Origin of the sequence: Ruegeria sp. PrR005, from assembly GCF_010500245.1 — a bacterium.
Taxonomy (GTDB): Bacteria; Pseudomonadota; Alphaproteobacteria; order Rhodobacterales; family Rhodobacteraceae; genus Ruegeria_B; species Ruegeria_B marisflavi.
Map to the genome: position 1 here is coordinate 135,477 of NZ_JAAGOX010000003.1, position 24,376 is coordinate 159,852.

A 24,376-nucleotide genomic window follows, 5' to 3' on the forward strand; every position below is an offset into this window, starting at 1 on the left:
CGGAAATATTGACACGCTCGGCAAGAAAATTGACATTTTCGGCCATGACTCGTGTCATCGCCCCTCACCGCCCCGACACCGGACCCGTCACGCCCTGCGGCTGGCTGGTCGAGGCCGTGCACAAGGCCGGAGTGCCGCTGCGCGAGATCGAGACGGTTCTGGAGCGCCAGGTCGAACCGGACCGCCTCGACCGGGTGATCCTGCCATCAGAACGCTATTTCCGGTTTTTCGAATGGGCCGCGGATCGGTCGAGCGATCCCGATCTGGGTATCCATGTCGCAGCGCATCTGACCGCACGGGATTTTGGCCTTTTGGGGTATTTGCTGGAAAACTCGGATACGCTCGGCACGTGGCTCAACAACCTGACCACCTATAACGGGATCTTTTCGCAGGATGCGAGGATAGAGGTGACGCGCGCGCAAGGTTTGGTCAGCCTGGCCTATCGACCTGTGGTCGCCAACGGCATCGAACCGCTTCAGGATATCTGGTGCAGCATCGGCATGATCGTCCATACCATGCGCCATGCGACCGGTTGCGGCTGGGTACCACTGCGCTGCCGGTTCACCACGCCACGCCCCGCAGATACGGCCGCCCTGGAAGAGCTGTTGTGTTCCAATCTTCGCTTCGGGCAGGACAGCAACTGTATCGAGTTTCCCGAACGCGACCTCGCCCTTGCGATTCCGGGCGCCGATCCGGTGCTTTTTGGACTGCTCAAAGGGCAGGCCGACGGGATCCTGGCAAGCCTCAGCCAGGAAGGGGAGATCGTCAACCGGCTGCGGTTGATGATCACGGCACATCTGTCCGATGGGGGATTTGATACCGCCCAGGCCGCGCGTGCGCTCAAGATGTCGGTGCGCAAGCTACATCGTGAACTGGCCGGGCGCGACACCTCGTTCCGCAAGCTGCGCGGCGAGGTGGTCCGCGAAACCGCCCGCGCCCATCTGGCCGATCCGAACATCCAGATCACTGAAATCGCGCATAGGCTGGGGTTTTCGGAAACCAGCGCCTTTACCCGAGCGTTCAAGACGCTCGAAGGGGTGACGCCGAGAGAGTTCCGGACCCGTTTGCTGGCCGGAGTGACCTTGCACCCCGTTCCGGGCCGTTCAGGGTAAGAACCTGTTTCTTTCTCATGATCGGGTCGCGGTTCAGGTTTTGCTCACACCTGTCGCCGACATCGCATGGTTGCTCGAAACACGGTATGATCCCGGCGTCCGGTTTGTCCATTTGCGAAAGGCCCGATGAAAATTCGCCGGCGCAGAGAAACCGGTGTCAAAGGCGATTTGTTCGATGCTGTCTGTACCGTTGCGAAGCGCGCGGATCGCGATGTCGCGGCGCAGCGCATCCTTGATGTCCTGAAAGGATGTGCCCTCCCGATTCAGGCGCCGGTTCAGCGTCCGTGGGGTCATCTTCAACGCCTGCGCCACATCTGGAAGCTGGCAGGTCTGCCAGGACGCGCCATAAAGGAATGCCCGCACACGCAGGCTGTAGGTGTGGGCGCGCGAGCCTGTGAAAATCCAGTCAAGCGGTGCACGTTCAAGGAACACCGCTGCCTCTGCCGGGCTGCGGGTGATCGGGTTGGTGAATTGGCGTGAATCGAACAGGATGCTGGAATTCGGGGCATCGAAAACCACCGCGCAAGGAAACACTACCGCGTAGTCGGCGGCAAAATCGGGACGAGGAAAGGCAAAGCGCACCGCTTTCACCGGCGTTTCCGCCCCGCCGAGCCACGACAAAAGCCCATGCGCCAGTTTCAGCATCAACAAATGCCCGAAGCGCTGCGGGCGGGTTTCCCGATCATACGGGATTAACGACAGTTCCACCTCGTCCGCCTCGTTGCGCAGCTCAAGGCGGAAATCATCCAGGATCAGGTTCCAATATGTCGAGAACCGATACAAGGCCGAAGTCAGGCTGCTCGCCTCACGCTGCACGGTCACCAGATGTTGCAGGGCGCGGCGCCGGATCGGGCGGCTCCACAACCCCATCATCTCGTCACCTGTCTCGGGCGCGGCAAGTTGGTACAAGCGCGCGATTTCATTCAGCGTGACGCGCTGATTGGGGGCCATGGGGCTGGTTTGCAGACCCGACTGTTGCAAGAGCGATACCATGGCCTCGGGCGAGCATCGCAATTTCAGCGCATCCAGCCAATCCTGAATGAAGCCCGCCGACACGGTTGTCAGCGAGACGGGATCATGACTAGTCATGCAACCCTCGTTTGGCGCAATCGGATACAACATTGGCAAGAAATGAGCTTATCGGCAAGGAGGATGGTCGATAAATGACGCAAAGCCATAGCGCCAAGAGAGAAACACGCATGTCCTATCAGCCGCCCGTAAAAGATTTGATGTTTTGTATCGAACACCTTTCCCATTGGGAAAACGTATCCACGCTCGCGGTCTATGCCGACCACGATCTGACGGATATCGGTGCCGCGCTCGAAGGTTTTGCCCAGTTTTGCGCCGAACAGATCGCGCCTTTGTCTCAAATCGGAGACACGCTGGGCGCCCGGTATGACAATGGTCGCGTGACGATGCCCGAAGCCGACGCGCAGGCCTATGCCCAGTTTGTCGAGATGGGATGGCAGGCGATGACCCATCCGGTGGAATACGGCGGCTTTGGGCTGCCCCGCGTCGTTGGCGCTGCGGCAGTCGAGGTTCTGAACGCCGCCGACATGAGCTTTGGTCTTTGCCCGCTGTTGACCGATGGCGCGATCGAGGCGTTGCTACTGACCGGATCGGACGAGCAAAAGGCCACCTATCTGGAGCCGCTGGTTGCGGGACGCTGGTCTGGCACGATGAACCTTACGGAACCGCAGGCAGGCAGCGATCTGGGGCGGGTGAGCACCAAGGCGACCCGGCGCGAGGATGGCACCTATGGCGTTTCGGGAACAAAGATCTTCATCACCTATGGCGCCCATGATCTGACCGAGAACATCATCCACCTCGTGCTCGCCCGCACGCCGGAGGCCCCCGCCGGACCCAAGGGGTTGAGCCTTTTCATCGTGCCGCAAAAGCTGGTCGAACCCGATGGCACTTTGGGCGCTGAAAACGCCGTGAATTGCGTCAGCATCGAACACAAGTTGGGCGTGCGGGCCAGCCCGACCGCGGTGCTGGAATATGACGATGCGACCGGCTTCCTTATCGGCGAGGAAAATCGCGGGCTGGAATACATGTTCATCATGATGAACGCCGCGCGTTTTTCGGTGGGTGTGCAAGGCATCGCCATATCCGAACGAGCTTATCAACGTGCCTTGTCCTATGCCCGCGAACGGGTGCAAAGCCGTCCGGTGAACGGTCAGGCGCGAGATGCCGTCGCCATCATCGAACACCCGGATGTGCGCCGCATGCTCATGCGCATGCGCTGCCTGACCGAGGGCGGCCGGGCCATGGCAGCGGCAACCGCCGGACTGTTGGATATTGCGCATCACCGGGACGATCCCGAGGCGGCAGCGATGGCAGAGTTCATGGTGCCGCTGGTCAAGGGCTTCTGTTCGGAACGGGCGGTCGAGGTCGCATCCTTGGGTGTTCAGATCCACGGCGGCATGGGTTTCATCGAGGAAACCGGAGCCGCCCAGCATTATCGCGACGCCCGTATCCTTCCGATCTACGAAGGCACCACGGCCATTCAGGCCAATGACCTTCTGGGGCGCAAGGTGATGCGGGATGGCGGCGAAACCGCCCGCCGGTTCGCCGCCCGGATTGCCGAGACCGAGGCCAAACTCGCACTGGGTTCCGCCAACGCACAGGCGATTGGCCAAAGCCTCGCCCAGGCACGCGGCAGCTTCGAAGGTGCGCTGAACTGGCTGCTCGAAACCAGCCGCAAGGATATCGACGCGGCCTTTGCGGGTTCTGTTCCCTTCCTTATGCTGGCCGGTACGCTGGCGGCGGGCTGGAAGCTGGCCAAGGGCGCCCTGGCGGCGCAAACCGCCCTGGATGCGGGTCAAGACGCGCCGTTCATGACCCGGAAAATAGCCACCGCGCTGTTTTTTGCCGAACACATCCTGCCCGATTGCGCCGCCGAACACGCCCGTATCCTGCACGGCGCACGCAGCCTGCTTGACGCGGATTTCCCTGACTGACACCCCGAAAGGACCAGACCCATGAATGACGTCGTGAACCCCGACACCTACGAGAGCCTCGCGATTTCGCCACGTGAGAACGGCCTCTATGTCGTGAGCCTGAACCGCCCGTCCAAGCGCAACGCGCTGAACGTGGCAACGATCGAAGAGCTGATCCGCTTTTTCAGCGGCGCCCGCATGGCAGGCGTCAGGGCCGTGGTTCTGGCCGGCGAAGGCGACCATTTCTGCGCCGGCCTGGACTTGGTCGAGCATTGGAAGGCCGACCGCAGCGCCGATGACTTCATGCATGTCTGCCTGCGCTGGCATGAAGCCTTTAACAAGATGGAATATGGCGGGGTGCCGATCATCGCTGCACTCAAGGGCGCGGTTGTCGGCGGCGGTCTGGAACTGGCCAGCGCCGCCCATATCCGGGTGATGGACGACTCTACCTATTTCGCCCTGCCCGAAGGCCAACGCGGCATCTTCACCGGTGGCGGCGCCACGATCCGTGTATCGGACATGATCGGCAAGTACCGCATGATCGACATGGTTCTGACGGGTCGCGTCTACCAGGGGCAAGAAGCCGTGGACCTTGGCCTCGCGCAATACATGGTCGAAGGCTCAAGTATGGACAAGGCGATGGAAATCGCCGCCAAGGTGGCCCAGAACCTGCCCCTGACCAACTTTGCGATCTGTTCGGCGGTCAGCCACATGAAGAACATGTCCGGCCTCGATGCGGCCTATGCCGAGGCGTTTGTCGGCGGCATCGTCAACACCCAGCCTGACGCCCGCGCGCGGCTGGAAGCCTTCGCCAACAAGACCGCCGCCCGCGTTCGGCCCAACACCTAGGAGGAGCAGAATCGGGATGCGCCAACATTTCGAAGCCCTTCGCAAAGCACCGGCAAACCATGTGCCGCTGTCGCCATTGTCTTTCCTGCGCCGAGCCGAGTCCCTTCACGGCGCACGCATGGCGGTGATTCTTGGCGACATCCGGCGCAACTGGAGCGAAACCGGTCACCGCATTCGTGCGGTGGCCAACGGGCTTGATCGCGTGTTCCGACGGCATAAGTCCTGCTGGCTTTGACCGGTATTTTGGTTTTCAGAGATGCGCGGCCTCAAGTGCCGACGGATAGCCTCGATTGACCTGAGCAGCGCAACGTTTCCAGTGCCCGCACCAACCCTGATCAAAAAGACCGAGAGGAACCAAAAATGACCGCAGCCCCTATTAGCCGCTTTCCCATCCCGAACCTCGAAGACCTTCCCGAAGACATCTGCAACATTATCACCAGCATACAAGAAAAGGTCGGCTTCGTGCCGAATGTCTTTCTGACGCTCGCACACCGGCCCGACGAACTGCGCGCTTTCATGGCCTATCACGACGCCTTGATGGAAAAGGAAAGCGGGTTGTCGAAGGCGGAGCGGGAAATGATCGTCGTCGCGACATCAAATGACAACGGGTGTCAGTATTGCGTCGTCGCGCATGGTGCGATCCTGCGAATCCGCGCTAAAAACGCGCTGATTGCCGACCAGGTCGCCACAAATTACCGAAAGGCCGACATCACCGAACGCCAAAAGGCGATGCTGGATTTCGCGATGAAGGTCTCTAATGATGCCCGGTCGATTTGCGACGAGGATTTCGAAATCCTGCACCGCCACGGCTTCAGCGACGAGGATATCTGGGACATCGCCGGTGTAACTGCGTTTTTCGGCCTGTCCAACCGCATGGCCAATTTCACGTCCATGCGACCCAATGATGAATTCTTCATGATGGGGCGAAGATAACAAAGTCTGCGTTTTCAACGTCAGCGACATCGGTCGGGTCACCTTGACGGAGAGTTTGCTGTCAACTCCCCGCCAGAACCTCCGTCACGTGAACCGGCCTGCATGACCGGACCGGTCGGGGGTTCTGCGCACGCGATACCGACCCAGTTGGTTTGTGGCCCATTCGCATGACGATGCTGAGGCCCAGATGAAAGCCGGCCTCCGGCACACCCGGCACCGATCCAACTTCAGTTGGACATACCGACACAACGCCCCCCCAAGCCACCAGAAGGCGATACGCCGCCACCTGAAAGCGCGCCATACTAGTCCCAACCTCTTGCCAGGCCGGGCCGGCGATTAGAAGGGTTTTGATCACCTCGACAGATACAGTCTCACCTCAGATAGGCCGACTATTTTCCGTCTTTTCAAATAATTGCATGAAAATGTTCTAAAGCCAGTAGATGACGATAAGATTAGTCTATAGCGATAAGATTTAATAAAAACGATATTTTTATTGACTGCCGGAATTTTTTCCGCTCAATTGGCTACACGCTGCTCGTCGCCACCGGACACCTGCGCATTCACGACGCTTGGCCTTACAGGAGAGGGCGATCGAACCAGCGATGGAGGATTGAGCGCCAACGCTAGGGAGAGAGAAATGGACCACACCGAACGCCAGTCCGACGAGTCCAAGTCCGGCTGCAAGAATTGCGGCAGCTGCAAGAAGGGTGGTTGCGCCTCGATTGTTGCGGGCCTCGAGATCGACAACCTGCCACGCAATCCTGCCATCCTCGGGGCATCCGCATCCGGCAATACCGCCACCGCACGCATTCTCGCCGCCGAATAAGGCGCGGGACAGAGGAGACCGACACCAATGGTAGCCATCAAACCCACCCAGCTGGGCAAGACCTTTATCCGCGTGACCGGACGTCAGCTCGACCGTTTCATCGAATTCGATTTCATCCTCAACGACGAGTCCCTGACCGTCGAGCTGGTGCTGCCCGAGCACGCATTCGCCGAATTCTGCGAGTATTACGACGCCGAGATCCTGCCCCCCGCCGGCGACGGCGCCGAAGTGATCCCGCTCAAGGATCGTTCCGCCGGTCTTTACCGAGCACCGGACAACGCCACAGACGACTGACACCCCACGCACGCCAATCCGAAGGGAGGATACCCGTGACCATCGACCTCAAAACGCTGAACATCGAGCCGCGCCGGCAGACGTTCGGTCATATCGCGCGCCGGTTCGGAGAGGATCGCCCGGCCAGCCGCTATGAAGAAGGCATGCTGGACGTTCAGGCGACCAAGCATTTCCATTACAAGCCGTTCTGGGAGCCGGACAAGGAACTTTATGACGCCAGCCGCACCGAGATCGTGATGCAGGACTGGTACGCGCTGCGTGATCCGCGCCAATACTATTACGCAACCTACAACATAGCCCGCGCGGGCATGCGGGCCGCAGCCCAGCACAATTTCGACTTTGTCGAAAAACGCGGCATGCTCGGCAACCTTGACGCCGGTTGGCGCGCCAAGGTCGAGGACTACCTGCTGCCGCTGCGCCACGTGGCCTGGGGCGCGAACATGAACGCCACCCAAATCTGCGACCGAGGGTACGGCACCGCCGTGACTGCCCCGGCGATCTTCACCGCCGGCGACCAGCTGGGCATCGCCCAGGTGATTGGCCAGATCGGCATGGACATGGCCGGCGGCGGCGGCGAGGCGTTGGAAGCCGCCAAGGAGAAATGGATGACCGCCGACTACTGGCAAGGCATCCGCAAGCTGGTCGAAAACACGCTGGTCGAACAGGATTGGTTCCAGCTGTTCATAGCCCAGAACCTGGTAATCGACGGTATCATCTACCCGCTGGTCTATGACAGCTTCGACGCCTCAGGCCAGGCCCATGGCGCCGCCGCAATCTCGATGCTGACCGAATTCATGAGCGAATGGTTCTCCGAGCACAGCCGCTGGACCGACGCCGTGATCAAGGTTGCCGCCGCCGAATCCGGTACCAATGCCGCCAAGCTGAGCGCTTGGTTCACCAAGTGGCGCGATCAGACAGGCGAGGCAGTCCGCCCGCTGGCGGCGCATGTTCTGGGCGACGGTGGCGATGCCGCGGTCGATCAGGCTCTCGCAACCCTCAACGCCCGTGCTGCCAAGCTCGGCCTGTCCACCTGAAGGAGCCGAGACGATGGCACAATTAGTATCCATCACGCTGCAAGACACCGGCGAAGGCCGCATGATCGCCGAGGCGATAGAGCAGGACAATCCCGGCGTCGAAATGATGCGCATGCCCGGGGCGATGAAGCTCGACCGCGCGGACAGCCTGCGCATCAACGCCGAAACCGTGTCCGAGAAACTCGGACGCGACTGGGACCCCCAGGAAATCCACCTGACAATGATCTCGATGGCCGGGAATCTGGATGAGGACGACGACTATTTCGCCCTCTCCTGGAACCGCTAATTCAAGGGAGAAACACGATATGGCTAAGAAACTCGGTCTCAAGCAGCGCTATGGCCTGCTGACCCGCGGTCTGGACTGGGAAACCAGCTATCAGCCGATGGACAAGGTGTTCCCCGAGGCCACCTTCGAGGGCATCAAGATCAAGGATTGGGACAAGTGGCAGGACCCCTTCCGCCTGACCATGGATGCCTATTGGAAGTTCCAGTCCGAGAAAGAGCGCAAGCTCTACGCCGTGCTCGACAGCTTTGCCCAGAACAACGGGCAACTCAGCATCTCGGACGTGCGCTATCTGAATGCGGTGAAGCTCTTCATCACCGGCGTTTCGCCGCTGGAATACCAGGCACATCGCGGCTTTGCACATGCCGGGCGCCAGCTCCCCGGTGTTGGCCCGCGCATCGCGGCGCAAATGCAATCGCTTGACGAGCTGCGCCACGCGCAGACGCAGATCCACACGATCTCGCATTACAACAAGTTCTTCGACGGCATGCATGAATTCCCACATATGCATGACCGGGTCTGGTACCTGTCTGTGCCCAAGTCGTTCTTTGACGATGCCCGTACTGCCGGCCCGTTCGAGTTCATGATTGCGATCGGTTTTGCCTTCGAATACGTGCTGACGAACCTTCTGTTCGTGCCGTTCATGTCGGGCGCGGCCTATAATGGCGATATGGCTACCGTGACCTTTGGCTTCTCGGCGCAGTCGGACGAAAGCCGCCACATGACGCTGGGCATCGAGGTGATTAAGTTCCTGCTGGAACAACATCCAGACAACCTGCCGATCGTGCAGAAGTGGGTCGATAAGTGGTTCTGGCGCGGCTACAAGGTGCTGGGTCTCGTCGCGATGATGATGGACTATATGCTGCCCAAGAAGGTGATGTCCTGGAAGGAGGCATGGGAGATCTACTTTGAACAGGCCGGCGGGGCGTTGTTCGAGGATCTGGCCCGCTACGGTCTGAAACCGCCCAAGTATCACGAGCAGGCCACGGCGGATGCCGAGCACCTGTCGCACCAGAACTGGTCGATCTTCTACAACTACACCCAGGCCGCGGCATTCCACACCTGGCTGCCGGAAGACGACGAAATGGCGTGGCTGTCCGAGAAGTATCCCAACACATTCGACAAATACTACCGCCCGCGATTTGAACAATGGCGGCAGATGGAGAAGGACGGCAACCGTTTCTACAACAACGCGCTGCCGCAGCTATGCCAGACCTGTCAGATCCCGATGGCCTATACCGAACCGGGTGACCCTACAACGATCTGCTTCCGCGAGAGCGAGTACAAGGGCGACAAGTACCACTTCTGTTCGGACGGCTGTAAGGACATCTTCGATAACGAGCCCGAGAAGTTCTCGCAATCCTGGCTGCCTGTACACCAGATCTTCCAGGGCAATTGCGGCGGGGCCGATCTTGGCGACGTGCTCAAATGGTACAACATGAATGTCGGCGCCGACAACATGGACCAGAACGTCTCGCCCGAGCAGGCGCTCTGGGACAAATGGCAGGCCGAACGCAGCCGCGTCGCCGCCGAATAGACAAAATTCGCCTGCTCTCAGGCCCCGTCAACCGCCTGCCCGGTTCGTTCCGGGCAGGTCTCCCGCCGGTGGAACCTGCGGTGGTGAACGAGGCCACGCTGACAATAGCATTCGATACATCCAAGGAGGAGAAAAATGGGCGTTATCGCGCTTGATCCCGATTATGCCAGCAAGGTCGCACCGGCCGACACGCTGGACAAATTCCACGGCAACCAGCTGGTTTACATCCACTGGGAGGAACACCTGATGTTCTGCGCCGCGCTGGCCTTCCCGTTCCCGCCCGGCATGCCCTTCGGCGCGATCCTGGCCGAGATCCTGCCGACCTTTTACGGAATACATCCCGATTTCGAGAAGATCGACTGGGGCAAGGTCCGCTGGACCGTCGATGGCAAGGATATCACACCTGACCCGGAAAAATCACTTGCCGATCATGGGGTTGGCCACAAATCCCTGATCCGGTTCTGGACCCCGGGCCTGACCGGCGTCAACGGGCTGGCGACAGTCTGACACGAGTGACAAACCAACGGAGACGCGTCACATGACGTTCCAACTCACCATCGAACCGCTTGGAGAGACCATCGAGGTCGAAGAGAGACAAACCATCCTGGATGCCTGTTTGCGCCAGGGGATCTGGCTGCCGCATGCCTGTGGGCATGGTCTTTGCGGTACCTGCAAGGTCGAGGTTCTCGAAGGAGAAGTGGATCATGGCGACGCGTCATCCTTCGCGCTGATGGACTTCGAGCGTGACGAGGGCAAGGCCCTGGCCTGCTGCTGCACGCTGGAAGAGGATGTCACCATCGAGGCCGAGATCGACGAGGACGAGGATGCCGAGAACATCCCGGTTCGCGATTTCACCGGCACGGTGAGGGAGATCGAACGGCTTTCGCAGGACATCCTGGGCGTCTGGCTCGACCTCGACGGCGATCCGATTCATTTCCAGGCCGGGCAGTACATCAACCTGACCGTGCCCGGCATCGAGGGACCACGCGCCTTTTCGATCGCCACCTCGCCTGCCGATGGCACCCGGATCGAGCTGCATATCCGCAAGGTCGAGGGCGGCAAAGCCACCACCTGGATTCACGAGAATCTGGAGGTGGGACAAAAACTGTGTTTTGCCGGCCCCTATGGTCAGTTCTTCACCCGCAAGTCGCGCGGCGGCACCAAGATCTTTATCGGTGGTGGCTCCGGCCTGTCGAGCCCCAAGTCGATGGTTCTCGACCTGCTGGAGAACGGCTGGAGCGACCCGGTTTGGTTGTTCCAGGGCGCGCGTGGGCTGAAAGATCTGTACTATCGCGACCTGTTCGCGGGACTGGCCGCGAAATACGAAAATTTCCACTATATCCCGGCGCTGAGTGCGCCTAATGACGGCGATGACTGGACCGGAGAGACCGGCTTTGTCCACCAGGCCGTGGAACGTGTCTTTGACGGACAATTCGAAGGCCATACCGCCTATCTCTGCGGACCGCCCCCGATGATCGAGGCCGCGATCCGCACCCTGATGAAGGGCCGGCTTTTCGAGGAAGGCATCTTTACCGAGAAATTTCTTACTGCCGGCGACGAAGACAAGATCAAGAGCCCGGTGTTCCGCCGGATCTGACCATAGCTCCGTGGCGGGCCCCGCCCCGGCTGCCCTGTTCCCCCAGTTACAAATGCATGAAGGAGGATGCCATGAAAGTTGGTACCAAGGTTCCCAATGTAACCTTCAAGACCCGTATCCGCGACGATAGCATCGGCGGGCCCAACCCGTTCCGCTGGCAGAACATGACCTCGGACGATTACTTCAAGGGCAAGCGCGTGATCCTCTTCTCGCTGCCGGGTGCCTTTACGCCCACCTGCTCGACGTATCAGCTCCCTGGGTTCGAGCAAAATGCCCAGAAATTCGCCAAGCTGGGGATCGAAGCGATCTATTGCATGTCAGTCAACGACGGTTTTGTGATGAATAAATGGGCCGAAGCGCAGAGCATCAGCGCCGTCAAGGTGATCCCCGACGGATCGGGCGACTTCACCCGCGGGATCGGCATGCTCGTGTCCAAGGACAATCTGGGTTTTGGTGCCCGATCCTGGCGCTATGCCGCGATTATTAATGACGGTGTGGTCGAGGCCTGGTTCGAAGAGCCCGGCCGGGCCGACAATCACGCCGAAGACCCATACGGCGAAAGCGCGCCTGAAACGCTGCTGGCCTATCTGGAGACGGCCAGCGAAACCGTCGCCTGATACCTGCCCCTGCAATCGCAGAACAGCTGTCCCGCCGACCGGGTTTCGCCGGTTCCGGCGGGAAAAGCACCCTGTTTTCAGCTCTTGAGATCCGATTAGAGCAGGACGGACAGCGCAGCACATTGGTCCCACATTTTGCACGCTATTGCAGACGAAGTATGCGGGGATCAGGCCATCATGGCAGAACGCCGGTATAGCTTCCCCGTGGGGCGAACCCCTTCGAGAGTGTGAAATCCATCGCCTTGAGGATTTGATCCGCCGTCGGACGCATGAACGGCAACGAATGCAGCACGCTGAACGAGACGGTCCCGTCCTGCCGGACCCAGAACAGTCCGGGCTCAGAGAATATCTCTGGCTCCTCGGTGCCCTCGCGCGCCGTCGACAGGAACAAACCCCAATCGTCGCGCGCCACGCGCAGGTCGAGCCCGAATCCGATCGGCAGGCGGATGATCTGCATCTCTTCGGCCAATTGCGCGGCACGCTCCCGCACGTCGCCGCTCAACGCAAGCAGTCGCACGCCACGTATCGCGAAATCGCCAATCCGATCATCCAGTTCTTTGAGCTGGCTGCGACAGAGCGGGCAATGCGCACCGCGATAGAACGCCAATAGCGTCCCTCCCGGCGGAGCATACTGTGCAAGGTCATAGGGTCCGTGAGCGACTGTTTCGATTCTGAGGGTCGGAGCTGGAGATCCAGGCAGGAGCACCGGTTTGCCCTCACTCGGCTGCTGCAATCGGCGCCAGCCGCGCCTCGATCTCGGGAACAGTGCGCCAGATGTGATCGCGGGTCAGTTTTTCGGCCAGTTCGACATCGCGGTCGATCACAGCGTTGAAGATCGCCTGATGCTCCGACCGGACGTCGCGCGGAATCGTCCGTTCAGTCACCGATATCCGCAGATAGCGGACGGAATGGTTGTATAGGATGTCGCGGAAGTTCAACAGCCAGCGGTTGCCGCAGGCCGACACCAGCGCATCGTGGAAATCACGGTTGCGCCTCTCCCATTCATCGACCGAAGAACGCTCCTTGCCCGGCATCTCAGTCTCGATCTTCGCCAGCCGGTGATGGGCGCCGACAACCCGGGCCTCCCAGTCGTCGTCGCCGTCGCGAATCGAGTCGGTCACTGCCTGCGCCTCCAGCAGCATGCGCAACTCTGCGATCTGGCGGAAGTCGGCCAGAGATACCGGCGCAACGTGAAAACCGCGCTGTCCCTCGGTGGTCACCAGGTTTTCTATGAGCAGCCGCGAAAGCGCCTCGCGCACTGTGCTCGACCCGACACCGTACTCCTTGCGCAATGCCTCCACCCGCAGGCGGCTTTCGGGTTCGAGAAGGCCGGTCAGGATTCCCTTGCGAATTTCGGCGTGCACTTCTTCGATGGCCGTCTTCCCCGCGGCACCCTCTCTCGAATCATTGTTGCGGTCAGGCGCGAGCATCCGCGGGTCCTCCTCTGATTGTGCAACAATTGCTGGACTTGCCAGTTCAGTCAACCGTCAAAACACTAAAATGACGACATTCAATGCGACATCAGTAAAAAAACGATATTTAATTTGACAAACGATAATGAGGTGAGAAATGCTGACGATAACCGAGGAAAAGGGGAATCGCGTGGACGCCGTTGCCAACACCAAGGCGCATTTCATCTGGATCAAGGGGGATCCGACACCGACGATCTGCCGCGAGGATGAACGCGTCCTCTACGCGCTCGAGCGCGATGGCCGCGCGGGCCCCAAAGCGGTGCGTGTCGGCTGCCGTCAGGGAGGCTGTGGCGCCTGCCGCGTGCGCATCGTCTCGGGCGGCTTCGAAACCGGCAAGATGAGCCGCGCCCATGTCACCAAGGAGGAGCAGGATCAGGGCTATGTTCTGAGCTGCCGCCTCTACCCCAGAAGTGATCTCGTCCTGGTGCCGGCCTTCGCTGGCCCGCGGCGGGCGACAAAAACCAGGTAAGCATTAGGTTAGGAGGAAGACCAATGTCTCAGGAAGGACTGCTGCGCCCCGGCATCGTACAGATCCGGGTACTTGATATGGACGAGTCGATCACCCACTACGTGGATCGCATCGGTCTTCAGTTCGTGTCCAAAGAAGAGGATGGCCGCGTCTATCTCAAAGGTTACACCGAATTCCACCGCCACAGTGTCGTGCTGCGCGAAGCCGAAGCCGCCGGGCTGGATTTCTTTGCCTTCAAGGCCGATAGTCAGGCATCGGTTGACAGGTTCCGCAAGCGGATCGAGGACTGGGGCATCGAGGTGAATGACGTGGTTGCAGGCGAACAGCCAGGCACCGGTGCGCGGATCGGCTTTACCCTGCCCTCCGGTCACCGGCTTGAACTCTATGCAGATATGGACCTGTCCGAGAACCTCGCGCCCGAGACCAAGAACCCCTATATCTGGAACGTCGAACCCAAGGGAATGAAGGCTCAGCGGCTCGACCACGCGCTGCTCTACGGTCCCAATCTTGATGAAACCGAGAAATTCCTCTGCGAGGTGCTCGACTTCCACGTGCCGGAACGGGTCGACCTGCCCGATGGCACTTTGGGCATCTGGGCCACCGTCTCGAACAAGGCGCATGACATCGCATTGGTTAAACATGACGAGCCGGGCAAACTGCACCATGTCGCTTTCTTCCTGGAGGATTGGTCGGAAGTTGGCCACGCCGCCGACATCATGACGCGCTACGACATCAGCCGCGATGTCGGCCCAACCCGTCACGGCATCACCGGCGGCCAGACGATCTACTTCTTTGATCCCTCGGGCAACCGCAACGAAGTCTTTGCCGGCGGCTATACCGCATACAAGGATCACCCGCCTCGGGTCTGGGACGGCAACAATGTGGGCCGCGGCATCTTTTACTACGAGCGTCAGCTCAACGATGCCTTCCTGTCTGTCGTGACCTGACATGACGGCCATGCTCCCGACATATCGTCTGTCGTCCAGCGCAGCGCTTACCGCCGTTTCGGCGGCGGTAAGCCATGCCGAAGGGCTTGGCGCTCAGGTCAATGCCTGCGTCGTCGACGCCGGCGGCAATCAGATCGCCTTTCTCCGGGGCGACGGGGCGTTTTTGCCGTCGGGAAAAATCGCCCGTGACAAGGCCAGAACATCGGCTGGCTTCAAACTGCCGAGTGGCGCGCTTTATGAGGCCCTGAAGGCCGAACCCGCCGTGCTTCGGGGTATCCTGGCACAACCGCATGTCGCGGCGTTCCCCGGCGGGCTGCCGATCACCGCAAAGGGTGAGGTGATCGGCGGCATCGGCGTGTCCGGCGCAACAGCGGATCAGGACGAAGCCTGTGCCCGTGCCGGACTCGCAGCAATCGGGTTACCTCCAGAATAGGAAGACCAAAATGTCACTCGCACAAGAACTTGAGCCGCAGGCTCAGGCCGGGACCCGTTTTCGTGTCGATGAGGTCATGCACTTCATCAATGGCGCATATACCGCAGGCACCAGCGGCCGGACCTTTGACAATATCAACCCGGTGACCGGCGAGAAGACCGGCATCATCCACGAGGCGCTGAAACCCGAAGTCGACGCCGCGGTGACGGCGGCCCGGCAGGCTCTGCGGGGGCCCTGGGGCAAGCTCAGCCTGGCCCAGAGAACCAATCTGCTGCATGCCGTTGCCGACGAGATCAACCGGCGGTTCGATGACTTCCTCGAGGCCGAGATCCTTGACACCGGTAAGCCGCGTTCGTTGGCCAGCCATATCGACATCCCGCGCGGTGCGGCCAATTTCAAGGTCTTTGCCGACACGGTGAAGAACGCACCGACCGAGGCCTTCGAATTCGACACTCCAGACGGCAATGGCGCGTTGAACTATGCCGTGCGCAAACCCAAGGGCGTGATCGCGGTAATCAGCCCGTGGAACCTGCCGTTGCTGCTGATGACGTGGAAGGTCGGCCCAGCGTTGGCCTGCGGCAACACCGTCGTTGTCAAGCCAAGCGAAGAAACCCCGCGCACCACCGCTCTTTTGGGCGAGGTAATGAACGCCGTTGGCGTGCCGCCGGGCGTGTTCAATGTCGTCAACGGCTTTGGGCCCAACAGCGCCGGCGCCTATCTGACAGAACATCCCGGCGTCGACGGCATCACCTTTACCGGTGAAACCCGCACCGGCGAGATCATCACCCAGGCCGCGGCCATTGGCCTGCGCCATGTGTCGATGGAATGTGGCGGCAAGAATCCAGGCATCGTGTTTGCCGACTGCGACATCGAGAAGGCAATCGAAGGCACGATGCGCTCGGTCTTCGCCAATTGCGGCCAGGTCTGCCTGGGAACCGAGCGGGTCTATGTCGAGCGACCGATCTTCGACGATTTCGTCGCCCGGCTCAAGGCCGGCGCCGAAGGGCTGAAATTGGGCCGCCCCGACGCACCTGGTACCAATCTCGGCCCGGCGATAAGCGCCGAACACCAGCAGAAGATCCTGAGCTACTACGAGCTGGCAAAGGAAGAAGGTGCCACGGTGATCACCGGTGGCGGCATTCCCGAGATGCCCGACGACCTGAAAGGCGGCGCCTGGGTCGAACCGACAATCCTGACCGGTCTCAGCGAGGACGCCCGCGTGGTCAAGGAGGAGGTGTTCGGACCGGTCTGCCACATCCAGCCTTTCGATACCGAAGACGAAGCCATCGCGATGGCCAATGACACCCGCTATGGTCTGGCCGCTGCAATCTGGACCGAGAATCTGACCCGCGCCCACCGGGTCGCGCCACGGCTCGATGTCGGCATCGTCTGGATCAACTCCTGGTTCCTGCGCGATCTGCGCACCGCCTTCGGCGGTGCCAAGCATTCCGGCATCGGCCGCGAAGGCGGCGTGCACGGCTTCGAGTTCTATACCGAACTCTCCAACATCTGCATCAAGCTCTGAGGACCCCTGACACATGGTGAACGAAACCCAGATCCAGGAGGCCGCCGACAGGCTGTGGAACGCCTGGCAAAGCAACAACCCCGCCGCGCCGGTGCGCGACCTGATCGGCGAAACCGATGCCGGAGCCGCATACAAGGTACAAGAGATCAACACCAAACGTTGGCTCGGCGGCGAGGAGCGCGTGCTGTCCGGCCGCAAGATCGGACTGACCGCCAAGACGGTACAGGTGCAGCTCGGCGTCGATCAACCGGATTACGGCATGCTCTACGACGACATGGAGGTAATGGACGGCGACGACATCCCCTGGTCGCGTTGCCAGCAGCCAAAGGTCGAAGCCGAGGTCGCCTTTGTCATGGCCGCGCCGCTGACCGGCGGACATATCAGGATGGTCGACGTGATGGCCTCAATCGGCTTTGCGGCGCCGGCTATCGAAGTGGTCGGCAGCCGGGTCCGGAATTGGGATATCCGCCTCACCGACACAATCGCCGACAACGCTTCGTCCGGTCTCTACGTCCTGGGACAAACGCCAAAGCGCCTGGGCGACTTCGACCCGCGCCTTTGCGGCATGGTGATGCTCAGAAACAACGAACCGGTTTCGGTCGGCGCGGGTGCCGCCTGCCTCGGCAGCCCGCTGAACGCGACCCTCTGGTTGGCGCGGAAGATGGCCGCCGTGGGCCGCCCGCTGAACCCCGGCGACGTTGTCCTGTCGGGCGCGCTCGGACCCATGGTCGAGGCCGCTCCGGGTGACGTTTTCGAGGCACGCATCAATGGGCTCGGATCGGTCCGCGCCGCCTTTGCAAAGGAATGACACACATGAGCAAGATCAAATGCGCCATCATCGGCTCAGGCAATATCGGCACCGATCTGATGATCAAGATCATGCGCACCTCGAAAGTTCTGGAAATGGGTGCCATGGTCGGGATCGACCCAGAGTCGGACGGGCTCGCCCGCGCCAGGCGGATGGGCGTTGCCGCCACCCATGAGGGTCTCGAAGGGCTGCGAGCGCTACCCGAATACCAGGACATCCAGATCGTATTCGACGCCACCAGCGCCGGAGCGCACAAGCGCCACTCCGAAGCGGTGATCGCCGATGGCAAGCAGATGATCGACCTGACGCCCGCTGCAATCGGGCCCTACACCATCCCGCCAGTCAATCTCGACGCCAATCTCGACAAGATGAACGTCAACATGGTGACTTGCGGTGGTCAGGCGACCATTCCCATGGTGGCAGCGGTCAACCGCGTTTCACCGGTGCGCTATGGCGAGATTGTCGCCTCGATCAGCTCCAGATCCGCCGGTCCCGGCACCCGCGCGAACATCGACGAGTTTACCAAGACCACGGCGGAAGCGATCCAGAAGGTTGGCGGCGCTGAGCGGGGCAAGGCGATCATCATCCTCAACCCGGCCGAGCCACCGCTGATCATGCGCGACACGGTGTTCTGCCTCTGCGACGAGGCCGACACCGGCGCAATCCGCAAATCTGTCGATGACATGGTCGCCGAAGTGCAAAGCTATGTGCCGGGCTACCGGCTCAAGCAAGAGGTGCAGTTCGAGCATATCGGCTCGAACAAACCACTGCATATCCCGGAAATGGGCGGCGACTTCACCGGCCTCAAGGTTTCGATCTTTGTCGAGGTCGAGGGCGCGGCCCATTACCTCCCCGCCTATGCGGGCAACCTCGACATCATGACCAGCGCGGCGATGAAAACCGCCGAGCGCCTGGCCATCAAACGCAACTGGGTGCAGGAGGCAGCATGACATGACCACGCTCTATATTCAGGACGTCACCCTGCGCGACGGCATGCATGCGGTGCGCCACCAGTATGATCTGGGCCATGTCCGCGACATCGCCCAGGCGCTGGACGAGGCCGGTGTCGACGCGATCGAGGTCGCCCATGGCGACGGGTTGACCGGTTCGACCTTTAACTATGGCTTCGGCGCCCATACCGACGCGGCCTGGATCACCGAGGCCGCAAAGGTGATCAAACGCGCAAAGCTGACCACGCTTCTCTTGCCCGGCATCGGCACGATCGAGGATCTCAAGCGCGCCCGCGACAAGGGCGTGCAATCGGTGCGCATCGCCACCCATTGCACCGAAGCCGACGTTTCAGCCCAGCACATCGCTGCGGCCAAGGAGATGGGCCTCGATGTCTCGGGCTTCTTGATGATGAGCCACATGACCGATCCGAACACCTTGGCACAGGAAGCGCAGAAGATGGAAAGCTACGGCGCCGATTGCGTCTATGTTACCGATTCTGGTGGGCGGCTGACGATGTGCGGCGTTCAGGAACGGTTCGATCACTACGACGCGGTTCTGGAGGCCGGAACAGAGCGCGGCGCCCATATGCACGAGAACCTGTCACTGTCGGTGGCCAATTCCGTCATCGCGGTCGAACATGGCGCAACCCGTATAGACGCCTCGCTGGCCGGAATGGGCGCGGGCGCGGGCAACACCCCGCTCGAAGCTTTCATCGCCGTTGCCAACATCTACGGCTGGCAGCACAATTGCGATCTGTTCAAGCTTCAGGACGCTGCCGAAATCCTGGTGCGGCCGTTGCAGGATCGGCCTGTGCGAGTCGACCGCGAGACCATGACACTGGGCTACTCCGGGGTCTATTCCAGCTTTCTGCGCCATGCCGAACGCGCCGCCGAGATGTACGGGCTCGACACCCGCGAGATCCTGCTCAAGGTCGGTGAACGCAAAATGGTCGGCGGCCAGGAAGACATGATCGTCGACATCGCGCTCGACCTCGTCAAGGAACGGGAGGCCGCAGTATGACCGATCTGGTAAAACTGGCCGAAATCGCCGATACCGCTGCGCTCACCGCCAAGGCCATGCCGCAGTTTTCCGACACCCAGGCGCTGTCGGTCGCCGAAGGTTATGCCGTGCAGGCCCTGTCAATGCAGCGCCGCTATGCCCGCGGCGACCGTCGCATCGGCATCAAGATGGGTTTCACCAGCCGCGCCAAACAGTTGCAAATGGGCCTTAGCGACATGATCTGGGGGCGCCTGACCGAGAGCATGCGCGAGGAGGAAGGCGGCACCATCGACTTTGGCCGCTACGTGCATCCGCGCGTCGAACCCGAGATCGCCTATCTGATCCGCGACCGGCTGGCAGGAAATGTCACGCCGCTGGAGGCGATGAACGCGGTTGCGGGCGTGGCGCCCGCGATGGAGATCATCGACAGCCGCTATGACAATTTCAAGTTCGACCTGGGCGACGTGGTGGCCGACAATTCCTCGTCCTCGGGCTTTGTCATCGGCGACTGGTTCGCCCCGGATACCGATGTGCGCAATCTCGGGCTGGTGATGTCGATCAATGGGCGGGCCGTGGCGGTGGGTTCGACGGCAGCGATCCTCGGCAATCCGGCCCGCGCGCTTGCGGCAGCCGCTCGCATGGCGGCCAGCGCCGGCGAGGTGCTCCATCCCGGCGATATCGTGTTGGCGGGCGGGGCCACCGCCGCAGCGGCGCTTGCGCCCGGCGACCATGTCGAAACCCAGTTCCAGACGCTGGGTACCGTCACCTTCAACGTCGGAGGCTGAACCATGCCCTTGGTGGAGGTCACGATAATCGAGGGGCGCCCGCCCGAACGCAAGCGAGCGCTGATCCGCGAGGTCACCGATGCGGTCGAACACGCACTCGAAGCGCCGCGTGCCAGCATTCGGGTGGTCATCCGTGAGGTTCCAGCGGCGCATTGGGGCGTTGGGGGCGAGCCCAAAGGCTAACGGCCTGGCTGAATCCACGCGGAACGGCCGGGCCGCAAAGGCCCGGCCAAAATCGCGATCTTGCGGTGCGTCCGGCTTGGGCATGCGATCTGCGTCCGTTGCGTCTTGGCCAAGGTTTCGGCCCTTTCCGGACATCAGGCAAACTTGAATGCCCGCCGAGATCAAACACACAACCGCCTCAGGCGGAAAGTGCCCGGGCTTCGGCGAAAGTCAGGAGGCGTCGGCGGTTCTCGTCCCAGAGATGCAGCCGGGCGCAATGAAAGCTTTCCCATAATGTGATGCGTCTGGTCTGTCCCAGAATCTCGTGATCCTTGATCACTTCGGATAGGCGATAGAACGGGATTCGGCTGGCCAGATGGTGAACGTGATGGACGCCGATGTTGCCTGTGATCCAACGTAGGATACCGGGTAAATCATAGTGCGAACTGCCGTAGAGGGCCGCCTCCTGGATGGTCCACTCGTCCTCATGTTGCCAGCTGGTTTCTTCGAACTGGTGCTGCACGTAGAAGAACCACGTCCCAGCGATCGCGCCAAAAAACATGGTCGGCACAAACACCAGCAGCAGCACATCCCAGCCGCCCAGCCAGACAATAGTTGTAAAGCTTATGGCGATGGCGGCATTCGTTGCCATCGCGCTCATCCAATAGCGCCAACCAGAGCGCATCAGGTGAACGGGCAGCCGGTTCTGCAAGAAGAAGATGTAGAACGGCACCACCCCGAAAAGGAAGACGGGGTTGCGAATAAGGCGGTAAGTGGCCCGACCGAGCCATCCCTTTTGCTGATACTCGGTCACTGTCAGGGTCGGGATGTCTCCGACGCCCCTCCGGTCCAGATTACCGGTCGAGGCATGATGAATTGCATGTGTCCGCCGCCAGACGTCATAGGGCGTAAGTGTGAAGACGCCAAGCACCCGGCCGATCCAGTCGCAAAGGCGCCGGTCGCGGAACAGGGACCCGTGCCCGCAATCGTGCTGAATAATGAACAGACGGACAAGGAAGGCAGCATTCGCCAGGGCCAAGGCCAGTGCAATGGCAGGACTGATTGTCAGCATCCACCAGGCAACGGCCCATATCGCGACGAACGGCACGACGGTGACAGCGAGTTCAAGAACGCTTCGGGAGTGACGCGGCTGACGGTATCTCGCCAGTGTCCGGGTCCAGTCCTGGGCATTCAGGTGTCTGATGCCCGGCGCGGAAACAGAGTCACCGGACTGGGCGACCGCCGTTGGCACGCCCGTCGATGGGGTTTGACCCAGCGATGCGACAGGGGGTCGCTCTTGGTCTGGGCGGTCCGCTTGGACGTCGCCTTCCGGAGTGCCTGTACTGCGATCCATGTCGTGGCCGTAGGACGGCTGACACCGCAGGTGTGGCGATGGGGAAGAAGGTCGGTGGGGCAATCTGGGATCCTCTGCGGTGGAGCGTGTCACGATCAAGGCCGACGAACGGAGATTCCGCCGGCAATAATCCGATTCATGAGAGCCGCAACCGCTTGGTGCATTTCCGCGCCCGGGCCGACGGCGTTTTCATGGGTCGCCGCGGCGTCGCGAAGTATCCCTATGATCTCGTGCTCGGGAAGCAGCTTGTAGTCGTGTATCGTAAGCAGAAGCGCCTCGCAAATCGAAAGGGCCGCCATGCCAGCATGATCTGTTTTGTCGGGCAACGTGGGCGCTCCTCGCTGTGAAAGGTGCGGCAGGCGGTGGCGCGCCGTGGTAATCGGCTCCTTTGTTGCAGGAAATGTTATAAAATGAGCTGATCTGAAGCAGTGGCTTGGTCATACGTGTTCGCGACTGCCTCCATCAGAACCTGCTGATTCTGCGAGGGCGTACATGACCGGCGTGGCGCACAACCCCTTCATTCACAAGCTTTCGGCTTTCGTCATCTTGACGGAGGCGGAGCTCGCCGTACTTGCCCGGCTGCACCGACGCCGCCGGACATTCGCTGCTGGACAGGTCATGGTCCATCAGGGGCAATCCACCCAGACGGCTTACATCTTGTCGGCGGGCTGGGTTTGTTCCTGCAAGATCCAGCCGGATGGGACGCGCCAGATCGTCGATTTCCAGGCGCCTGAGGATTTTCTTGGATTGCGCAGCGTGCTGTTGCCCTCACGTTCGGAAACACCATCACTGGTACTCACCCGCCATACAAGAGGCCAGAAGTTATGACGACGAGGGCCATCGCCGAAGGTGCAAGCCAGAGATCGCGACCACAATGGTCTTGGGCGACGTTCCACAAGAGCGCGAATGCTTGCGGTGCGATGCCTTGGTCTGCAGCGGGAGTTTCGGAGAACGGATTTGCAGGCCCTGCAAGGGGTCGAACGCCTAGCGAAACGCCGTGCACGTTAGCCGCTCCTTATCCCCGCGGCCGGTGCAGATCCATGGTTCCTCGCTGCTGAGCCTCGTGCTGTTAAGGAGGTTGCCTATGATCCAGCTATTCCCTGCTGAGCTACCCCCAAAATTTTGGACACTGACGTAAGCTAGGATTTGCTGTCTGCTGATCTTCGACGAGAAGGAGATCAGAGATGTCGAAACGGAAGCAACATTCGCCCGAGTTCAAGGCGAAGGTGGCGCTTGAGGCGCTGAAGGGTGAGCATACGGTTTCCGAGCTGGCGAGCCGGTTCGGGATTCATCCGACGATGATCCACACCTGGAAGCGGGCGTTGCTGGAAGGCGCATCCGGTGTTTTCGAGCGTGGTGGCAAGAAAGCTCCCGAGATTGACGAGGAGCAGGTCAAGGAGCTGCACGCCAAGATCGGGGCGCTGGCTGTGGCCAACGATTTTTTGTCCAGAAAGCTCAAGCCGTGGACCGGAAAGTGAGGCGAGAGATGATCGAGCCGGCTAATTCGGATCTGACCATCGGCGAGCAGTGCCGACTGCTGTCGATCTCGCGGTCTTCGTTTTACTACAGGCCGAAGGGCGAAACGGCGCTGAACCTCGCGCTCATGCGCCAAATTGATGAACAATTCCTTGAGACACCGTTCTTCGGGGTTCGGCAGATGACATGGCACTTGCGCAACGAGGGACACCTGGTCAATGAAAAGCGTATCCGCTGGCTGATGCGGTTGATGAGCCTGATGCCAATCTACCAGAAGCCCAACACCAGCAAGGCGGCGAAAGGGCACAAGACCTATCCCTATCTGCTGCGCGGTCTGCGGGTGGATCGTCCGAACCAGATCTGGGCGGCCGACATCACCTATCTGCCGATGCGACGGGGGTTCCTGTATCTGGTCGCCATCATGGACTGGCACACCCGCAAGGTGCTGGCCTGGCGCATCTCGAACACGCTGGAAGCTGACTTCTGCGTCGAGGCGCTGAATGAAGCGATCGCCAGGTTCGGCCCGCCCGAGATCATGAACACCGATCAGGGCAGCCAGTTCACGTCGTTTGCCTGGACGGACCGATTGCGCCGATCCGGTGTGCGCATCTCGATGGATGGCAAAGGCCGGTTCCTCGACAATATCTTCGTGGAACGGCTCTGGCGGTCCTTGAAATACGAATGCGTATACCTGCACGCCTGGGAGACCGGATCGGAGGCCAAGGCGGGCGTCGGAAAATGGATCGAATTCTACAATCGCAAACGTCCCCACTCCGCCCTTGGCGGCAGACCGCCAGCCGTGGTCTATTGGCTGAGAAAAAACCAAACCCAACCCGATCAGCAGGAGCAAAGAGTAGCTTAAATTACGCCAGATACTGTCCAAACATTGGCGAGTGGGTGGCCTGATCTGACTGGTCCGGTTTGATTGTTAGTGCATTAGTGGCCTCTGGTCCATCTGGACGATGGTTCCA

The 24,376-nt window shown here is 60.7% G+C and carries 29 protein-coding genes; 24 read left to right on the top strand and 5 right to left on the bottom strand.

Translation table 11 applies throughout. The annotated features are described in order from the left end of the window. The first annotated feature begins 44 nt into the window (after nucleotides 1-44). Nucleotides 45-1,112: an AraC family transcriptional regulator gene (locus G0P99_RS02700; RefSeq protein WP_164127439.1), complete on the top strand. Its 1,068-nt coding sequence runs from the start codon at nucleotides 45-47 to the stop codon at nucleotides 1,110-1,112. Nucleotides 1,113-1,145: 33 nt separating this feature from the next. On the opposite strand, the gene G0P99_RS02705 is transcribed toward G0P99_RS02700, so the two are convergent. After that, nucleotides 1,146-2,201 carry an AraC family transcriptional regulator gene (locus G0P99_RS02705; RefSeq protein WP_164127441.1) on the bottom strand — a complete coding sequence of 352 codons (1,056 nt, stop codon included), beginning with the start codon at nucleotides 2,199-2,201 and terminating at the stop codon, nucleotides 1,146-1,148. Between the two features lie 140 nt (nucleotides 2,202-2,341). Here G0P99_RS02705 and G0P99_RS02710 point away from each other — a divergent pair, with 140 nt between their 5' ends. From G0P99_RS02710 to G0P99_RS02765, 12 genes are all read left to right on the top strand, one after another. Continuing rightward, complete coding sequence (locus tag G0P99_RS02710) at nucleotides 2,342-4,075, top strand: acyl-CoA dehydrogenase (RefSeq protein ID WP_304621492.1); 1,734 nt, start codon at nucleotides 2,342-2,344, stop codon at nucleotides 4,073-4,075. Between the two features lie 21 nt (nucleotides 4,076-4,096). Further along, nucleotides 4,097-4,903, top strand: a complete 807-nt coding sequence (dmdD, locus tag G0P99_RS02715; protein WP_164127444.1) for a methylthioacryloyl-CoA hydratase — start codon at nucleotides 4,097-4,099, stop codon at nucleotides 4,901-4,903. A 16-nt stretch (nucleotides 4,904-4,919) separates the two neighbouring features. Beyond that, nucleotides 4,920-5,138, top strand: a complete 219-nt coding sequence (locus G0P99_RS02720) for a hypothetical protein (protein WP_164127446.1) — start codon at nucleotides 4,920-4,922, stop codon at nucleotides 5,136-5,138. A 125-nt stretch (nucleotides 5,139-5,263) separates the two neighbouring features. After that, nucleotides 5,264-5,836 carry a peroxidase-related enzyme gene (locus G0P99_RS02725; protein WP_164127448.1) on the top strand — a complete coding sequence of 191 codons (573 nt, stop codon included), beginning with the start codon at nucleotides 5,264-5,266 and terminating at the stop codon, nucleotides 5,834-5,836. Between the two features lie 637 nt (nucleotides 5,837-6,473). Beyond that, nucleotides 6,474-6,662, top strand: a complete 189-nt coding sequence (locus G0P99_RS02730) for a hypothetical protein (protein WP_164127449.1) — start codon at nucleotides 6,474-6,476, stop codon at nucleotides 6,660-6,662. A gap of 27 nt (nucleotides 6,663-6,689) precedes the next feature. Next, on the top strand, nucleotides 6,690-6,956 hold the full coding sequence (locus G0P99_RS02735; RefSeq protein WP_164127451.1) for a phenol hydroxylase subunit: 267 nt from the start codon (nucleotides 6,690-6,692) through the stop codon (nucleotides 6,954-6,956). A gap of 35 nt (nucleotides 6,957-6,991) precedes the next feature. Further along, nucleotides 6,992-7,990, top strand: a complete 999-nt coding sequence (locus G0P99_RS02740) for an aromatic/alkene monooxygenase hydroxylase subunit beta (RefSeq protein WP_164127453.1) — start codon at nucleotides 6,992-6,994, stop codon at nucleotides 7,988-7,990. A gap of 13 nt (nucleotides 7,991-8,003) precedes the next feature. Next, nucleotides 8,004-8,276, top strand: a complete 273-nt coding sequence (locus G0P99_RS02745; protein WP_164127455.1) for an MmoB/DmpM family protein — start codon at nucleotides 8,004-8,006, stop codon at nucleotides 8,274-8,276. Nucleotides 8,277-8,295: 19 nt separating this feature from the next. Beyond that, nucleotides 8,296-9,810 (top strand): aromatic/alkene/methane monooxygenase hydroxylase/oxygenase subunit alpha, encoded by a 1,515-nt coding sequence (locus G0P99_RS02750; RefSeq protein ID WP_164127457.1) that lies wholly within the window; start codon nucleotides 8,296-8,298, stop codon nucleotides 9,808-9,810. Nucleotides 9,811-9,945: 135 nt separating this feature from the next. Further along, entirely contained in the window at nucleotides 9,946-10,317 is a 372-nt protein-coding gene (locus G0P99_RS02755) for a phenol hydroxylase subunit P4 (RefSeq protein ID WP_164127459.1), read from the top strand. Between the two features lie 31 nt (nucleotides 10,318-10,348). After that, the gene (locus G0P99_RS02760; RefSeq protein ID WP_164127461.1) at nucleotides 10,349-11,407 is read left to right on the top strand and encodes an NADH:ubiquinone reductase (Na(+)-transporting) subunit F; all 1,059 of its coding nucleotides are present in this window, start codon (nucleotides 10,349-10,351) and stop codon (nucleotides 11,405-11,407) included. A 71-nt stretch (nucleotides 11,408-11,478) separates the two neighbouring features. Beyond that, complete coding sequence (locus tag G0P99_RS02765; RefSeq protein WP_164127463.1) at nucleotides 11,479-12,024, top strand: peroxiredoxin; 546 nt, start codon at nucleotides 11,479-11,481, stop codon at nucleotides 12,022-12,024. A 175-nt stretch (nucleotides 12,025-12,199) separates the two neighbouring features. Here the strand turns inward: G0P99_RS02765 and G0P99_RS02770 are convergent, their stop codons facing one another. Together G0P99_RS02770 and G0P99_RS02775 are read right to left on the bottom strand one after the other, a co-directional pair. Further along, on the bottom strand, nucleotides 12,200-12,730 hold the full coding sequence (locus G0P99_RS02770; RefSeq protein WP_164127465.1) for a redoxin domain-containing protein: 531 nt from the start codon (nucleotides 12,728-12,730) through the stop codon (nucleotides 12,200-12,202). Between the two features lie 10 nt (nucleotides 12,731-12,740). Beyond that, on the bottom strand, nucleotides 12,741-13,454 hold the full coding sequence (locus G0P99_RS02775; protein ID WP_164127467.1) for a GntR family transcriptional regulator: 714 nt from the start codon (nucleotides 13,452-13,454) through the stop codon (nucleotides 12,741-12,743). A gap of 139 nt (nucleotides 13,455-13,593) precedes the next feature. Here G0P99_RS02775 and G0P99_RS02780 point away from each other — a divergent pair, with 139 nt between their 5' ends. The 9 genes from G0P99_RS02780 to G0P99_RS02820 are packed head-to-tail and all read left to right on the top strand — an operon-like array spanning nucleotide 13,594 to nucleotide 20,596. Continuing rightward, a complete protein-coding gene (locus tag G0P99_RS02780; RefSeq protein ID WP_164127469.1) occupies nucleotides 13,594-13,965 on the top strand; it encodes a 2Fe-2S iron-sulfur cluster binding domain-containing protein in 372 nt (123 codons plus the stop codon). A gap of 23 nt (nucleotides 13,966-13,988) precedes the next feature. Then, nucleotides 13,989-14,912, top strand: a complete 924-nt coding sequence (locus G0P99_RS02785) for a catechol 2,3-dioxygenase (protein ID WP_164127471.1) — start codon at nucleotides 13,989-13,991, stop codon at nucleotides 14,910-14,912. A 10-nt stretch (nucleotides 14,913-14,922) separates the two neighbouring features. Further along, a complete protein-coding gene (locus G0P99_RS02790) occupies nucleotides 14,923-15,345 on the top strand; it encodes a heme-binding protein (protein ID WP_203582944.1) in 423 nt (140 codons plus the stop codon). Between the two features lie 10 nt (nucleotides 15,346-15,355). Then, nucleotides 15,356-16,870 carry a 2-hydroxymuconic semialdehyde dehydrogenase gene (locus tag G0P99_RS02795; protein WP_164127474.1) on the top strand — a complete coding sequence of 505 codons (1,515 nt, stop codon included), beginning with the start codon at nucleotides 15,356-15,358 and terminating at the stop codon, nucleotides 16,868-16,870. Between the two features lie 13 nt (nucleotides 16,871-16,883). Then, entirely contained in the window at nucleotides 16,884-17,678 is a 795-nt protein-coding gene (locus G0P99_RS02800) for a 2-keto-4-pentenoate hydratase (RefSeq protein ID WP_164127476.1), read from the top strand. A 5-nt stretch (nucleotides 17,679-17,683) separates the two neighbouring features. Further along, nucleotides 17,684-18,628 (top strand): acetaldehyde dehydrogenase (acetylating), encoded by a 945-nt coding sequence (locus tag G0P99_RS02805; RefSeq protein WP_164127478.1) that lies wholly within the window; start codon nucleotides 17,684-17,686, stop codon nucleotides 18,626-18,628. A gap of 1 nt (nucleotide 18,629) precedes the next feature. Beyond that, nucleotides 18,630-19,649 (top strand): 4-hydroxy-2-oxovalerate aldolase, encoded by a 1,020-nt coding sequence (gene dmpG / locus G0P99_RS02810; RefSeq protein ID WP_164127480.1) that lies wholly within the window; start codon nucleotides 18,630-18,632, stop codon nucleotides 19,647-19,649. Beyond that, nucleotides 19,646-20,413: a 2-keto-4-pentenoate hydratase gene (locus tag G0P99_RS02815; protein ID WP_164127482.1), complete on the top strand. Its 768-nt coding sequence runs from the start codon at nucleotides 19,646-19,648 to the stop codon at nucleotides 20,411-20,413. The genes dmpG and G0P99_RS02815 overlap by 4 nt, the downstream gene beginning before the upstream one ends. Before the next feature lie 3 nt (nucleotides 20,414-20,416). Then, entirely contained in the window at nucleotides 20,417-20,596 is a 180-nt protein-coding gene (locus G0P99_RS02820; RefSeq protein ID WP_164127484.1) for a 4-oxalocrotonate tautomerase, read from the top strand. Between the two features lie 178 nt (nucleotides 20,597-20,774). Here G0P99_RS02820 and G0P99_RS02825 read toward each other — a convergent pair whose 3' ends face one another. After that, nucleotides 20,775-21,929, bottom strand: coding sequence for a fatty acid desaturase (locus G0P99_RS02825; protein WP_164127486.1), 1,155 nt, complete (start codon nucleotides 21,927-21,929; stop codon nucleotides 20,775-20,777). A 95-nt stretch (nucleotides 21,930-22,024) separates the two neighbouring features. Next, entirely contained in the window at nucleotides 22,025-22,228 is a 204-nt protein-coding gene (locus G0P99_RS02830) for a hypothetical protein (protein WP_239059651.1), read from the bottom strand. A gap of 193 nt (nucleotides 22,229-22,421) precedes the next feature. On the opposite strand from G0P99_RS02830, the gene G0P99_RS02835 reads away from it, so the two are divergent. Next, a complete protein-coding gene (locus G0P99_RS02835; RefSeq protein WP_164127490.1) occupies nucleotides 22,422-22,757 on the top strand; it encodes a cyclic nucleotide-binding domain-containing protein in 336 nt (111 codons plus the stop codon). A 356-nt stretch (nucleotides 22,758-23,113) separates the two neighbouring features. Continuing rightward, a protein-coding gene (locus tag G0P99_RS02840) for an IS3 family transposase (protein WP_370462685.1) occupies nucleotides 23,114-24,267 on the top strand; the annotation gives its coding sequence in 2 pieces (ribosomal slippage) (nucleotides 23,114-23,375 and nucleotides 23,375-24,267; 1,155 coding nt in all). Nucleotides 24,268-24,376 lie beyond the last annotated feature (109 nt).

Coding starts and splice junctions, on each gene's coding strand:
- G0P99_RS02700 (WP_164127439.1), top strand. CDS start 45: ATGACTCGTGTCATCGCCCCTCACCGCCCCGACACCGGACCCGTCACG.
- G0P99_RS02705 (WP_164127441.1), bottom strand. CDS start 2,201: ATGACTAGTCATGATCCCGTCTCGCTGACAACCGTGTCGGCGGGCTTC.
- G0P99_RS02710 (WP_304621492.1), top strand. CDS start 2,342: ATGTTTTGTATCGAACACCTTTCCCATTGGGAAAACGTATCCACGCTC.
- dmdD (WP_164127444.1), top strand. CDS start 4,097: ATGAATGACGTCGTGAACCCCGACACCTACGAGAGCCTCGCGATTTCG.
- G0P99_RS02720 (WP_164127446.1), top strand. CDS start 4,920: ATGCGCCAACATTTCGAAGCCCTTCGCAAAGCACCGGCAAACCATGTG.
- G0P99_RS02725 (WP_164127448.1), top strand. CDS start 5,264: ATGACCGCAGCCCCTATTAGCCGCTTTCCCATCCCGAACCTCGAAGAC.
- G0P99_RS02730 (WP_164127449.1), top strand. CDS start 6,474: ATGGACCACACCGAACGCCAGTCCGACGAGTCCAAGTCCGGCTGCAAG.
- G0P99_RS02735 (WP_164127451.1), top strand. CDS start 6,690: ATGGTAGCCATCAAACCCACCCAGCTGGGCAAGACCTTTATCCGCGTG.
- G0P99_RS02745 (WP_164127455.1), top strand. CDS start 8,004: ATGGCACAATTAGTATCCATCACGCTGCAAGACACCGGCGAAGGCCGC.
- G0P99_RS02750 (WP_164127457.1), top strand. CDS start 8,296: ATGGCTAAGAAACTCGGTCTCAAGCAGCGCTATGGCCTGCTGACCCGC.
- G0P99_RS02755 (WP_164127459.1), top strand. CDS start 9,946: ATGGGCGTTATCGCGCTTGATCCCGATTATGCCAGCAAGGTCGCACCG.
- G0P99_RS02760 (WP_164127461.1), top strand. CDS start 10,349: ATGACGTTCCAACTCACCATCGAACCGCTTGGAGAGACCATCGAGGTC.
- G0P99_RS02765 (WP_164127463.1), top strand. CDS start 11,479: ATGAAAGTTGGTACCAAGGTTCCCAATGTAACCTTCAAGACCCGTATC.
- G0P99_RS02775 (WP_164127467.1), bottom strand. CDS start 13,454: ATGCTCGCGCCTGACCGCAACAATGATTCGAGAGAGGGTGCCGCGGGG.
- G0P99_RS02780 (WP_164127469.1), top strand. CDS start 13,594: ATGCTGACGATAACCGAGGAAAAGGGGAATCGCGTGGACGCCGTTGCC.
- G0P99_RS02785 (WP_164127471.1), top strand. CDS start 13,989: ATGTCTCAGGAAGGACTGCTGCGCCCCGGCATCGTACAGATCCGGGTA.
- G0P99_RS02790 (WP_203582944.1), top strand. CDS start 14,923: ATGCTCCCGACATATCGTCTGTCGTCCAGCGCAGCGCTTACCGCCGTT.
- G0P99_RS02795 (WP_164127474.1), top strand. CDS start 15,356: ATGTCACTCGCACAAGAACTTGAGCCGCAGGCTCAGGCCGGGACCCGT.
- G0P99_RS02800 (WP_164127476.1), top strand. CDS start 16,884: ATGGTGAACGAAACCCAGATCCAGGAGGCCGCCGACAGGCTGTGGAAC.
- G0P99_RS02805 (WP_164127478.1), top strand. CDS start 17,684: ATGAGCAAGATCAAATGCGCCATCATCGGCTCAGGCAATATCGGCACC.
- dmpG (WP_164127480.1), top strand. CDS start 18,630: ATGACCACGCTCTATATTCAGGACGTCACCCTGCGCGACGGCATGCAT.
- G0P99_RS02815 (WP_164127482.1), top strand. CDS start 19,646: ATGACCGATCTGGTAAAACTGGCCGAAATCGCCGATACCGCTGCGCTC.
- G0P99_RS02820 (WP_164127484.1), top strand. CDS start 20,417: ATGCCCTTGGTGGAGGTCACGATAATCGAGGGGCGCCCGCCCGAACGC.
- G0P99_RS02825 (WP_164127486.1), bottom strand. CDS start 21,929: ATGGATCGCAGTACAGGCACTCCGGAAGGCGACGTCCAAGCGGACCGC.
- G0P99_RS02830 (WP_239059651.1), bottom strand. CDS start 22,228: ATGGCGGCCCTTTCGATTTGCGAGGCGCTTCTGCTTACGATACACGAC.
- G0P99_RS02835 (WP_164127490.1), top strand. CDS start 22,422: ATGACCGGCGTGGCGCACAACCCCTTCATTCACAAGCTTTCGGCTTTC.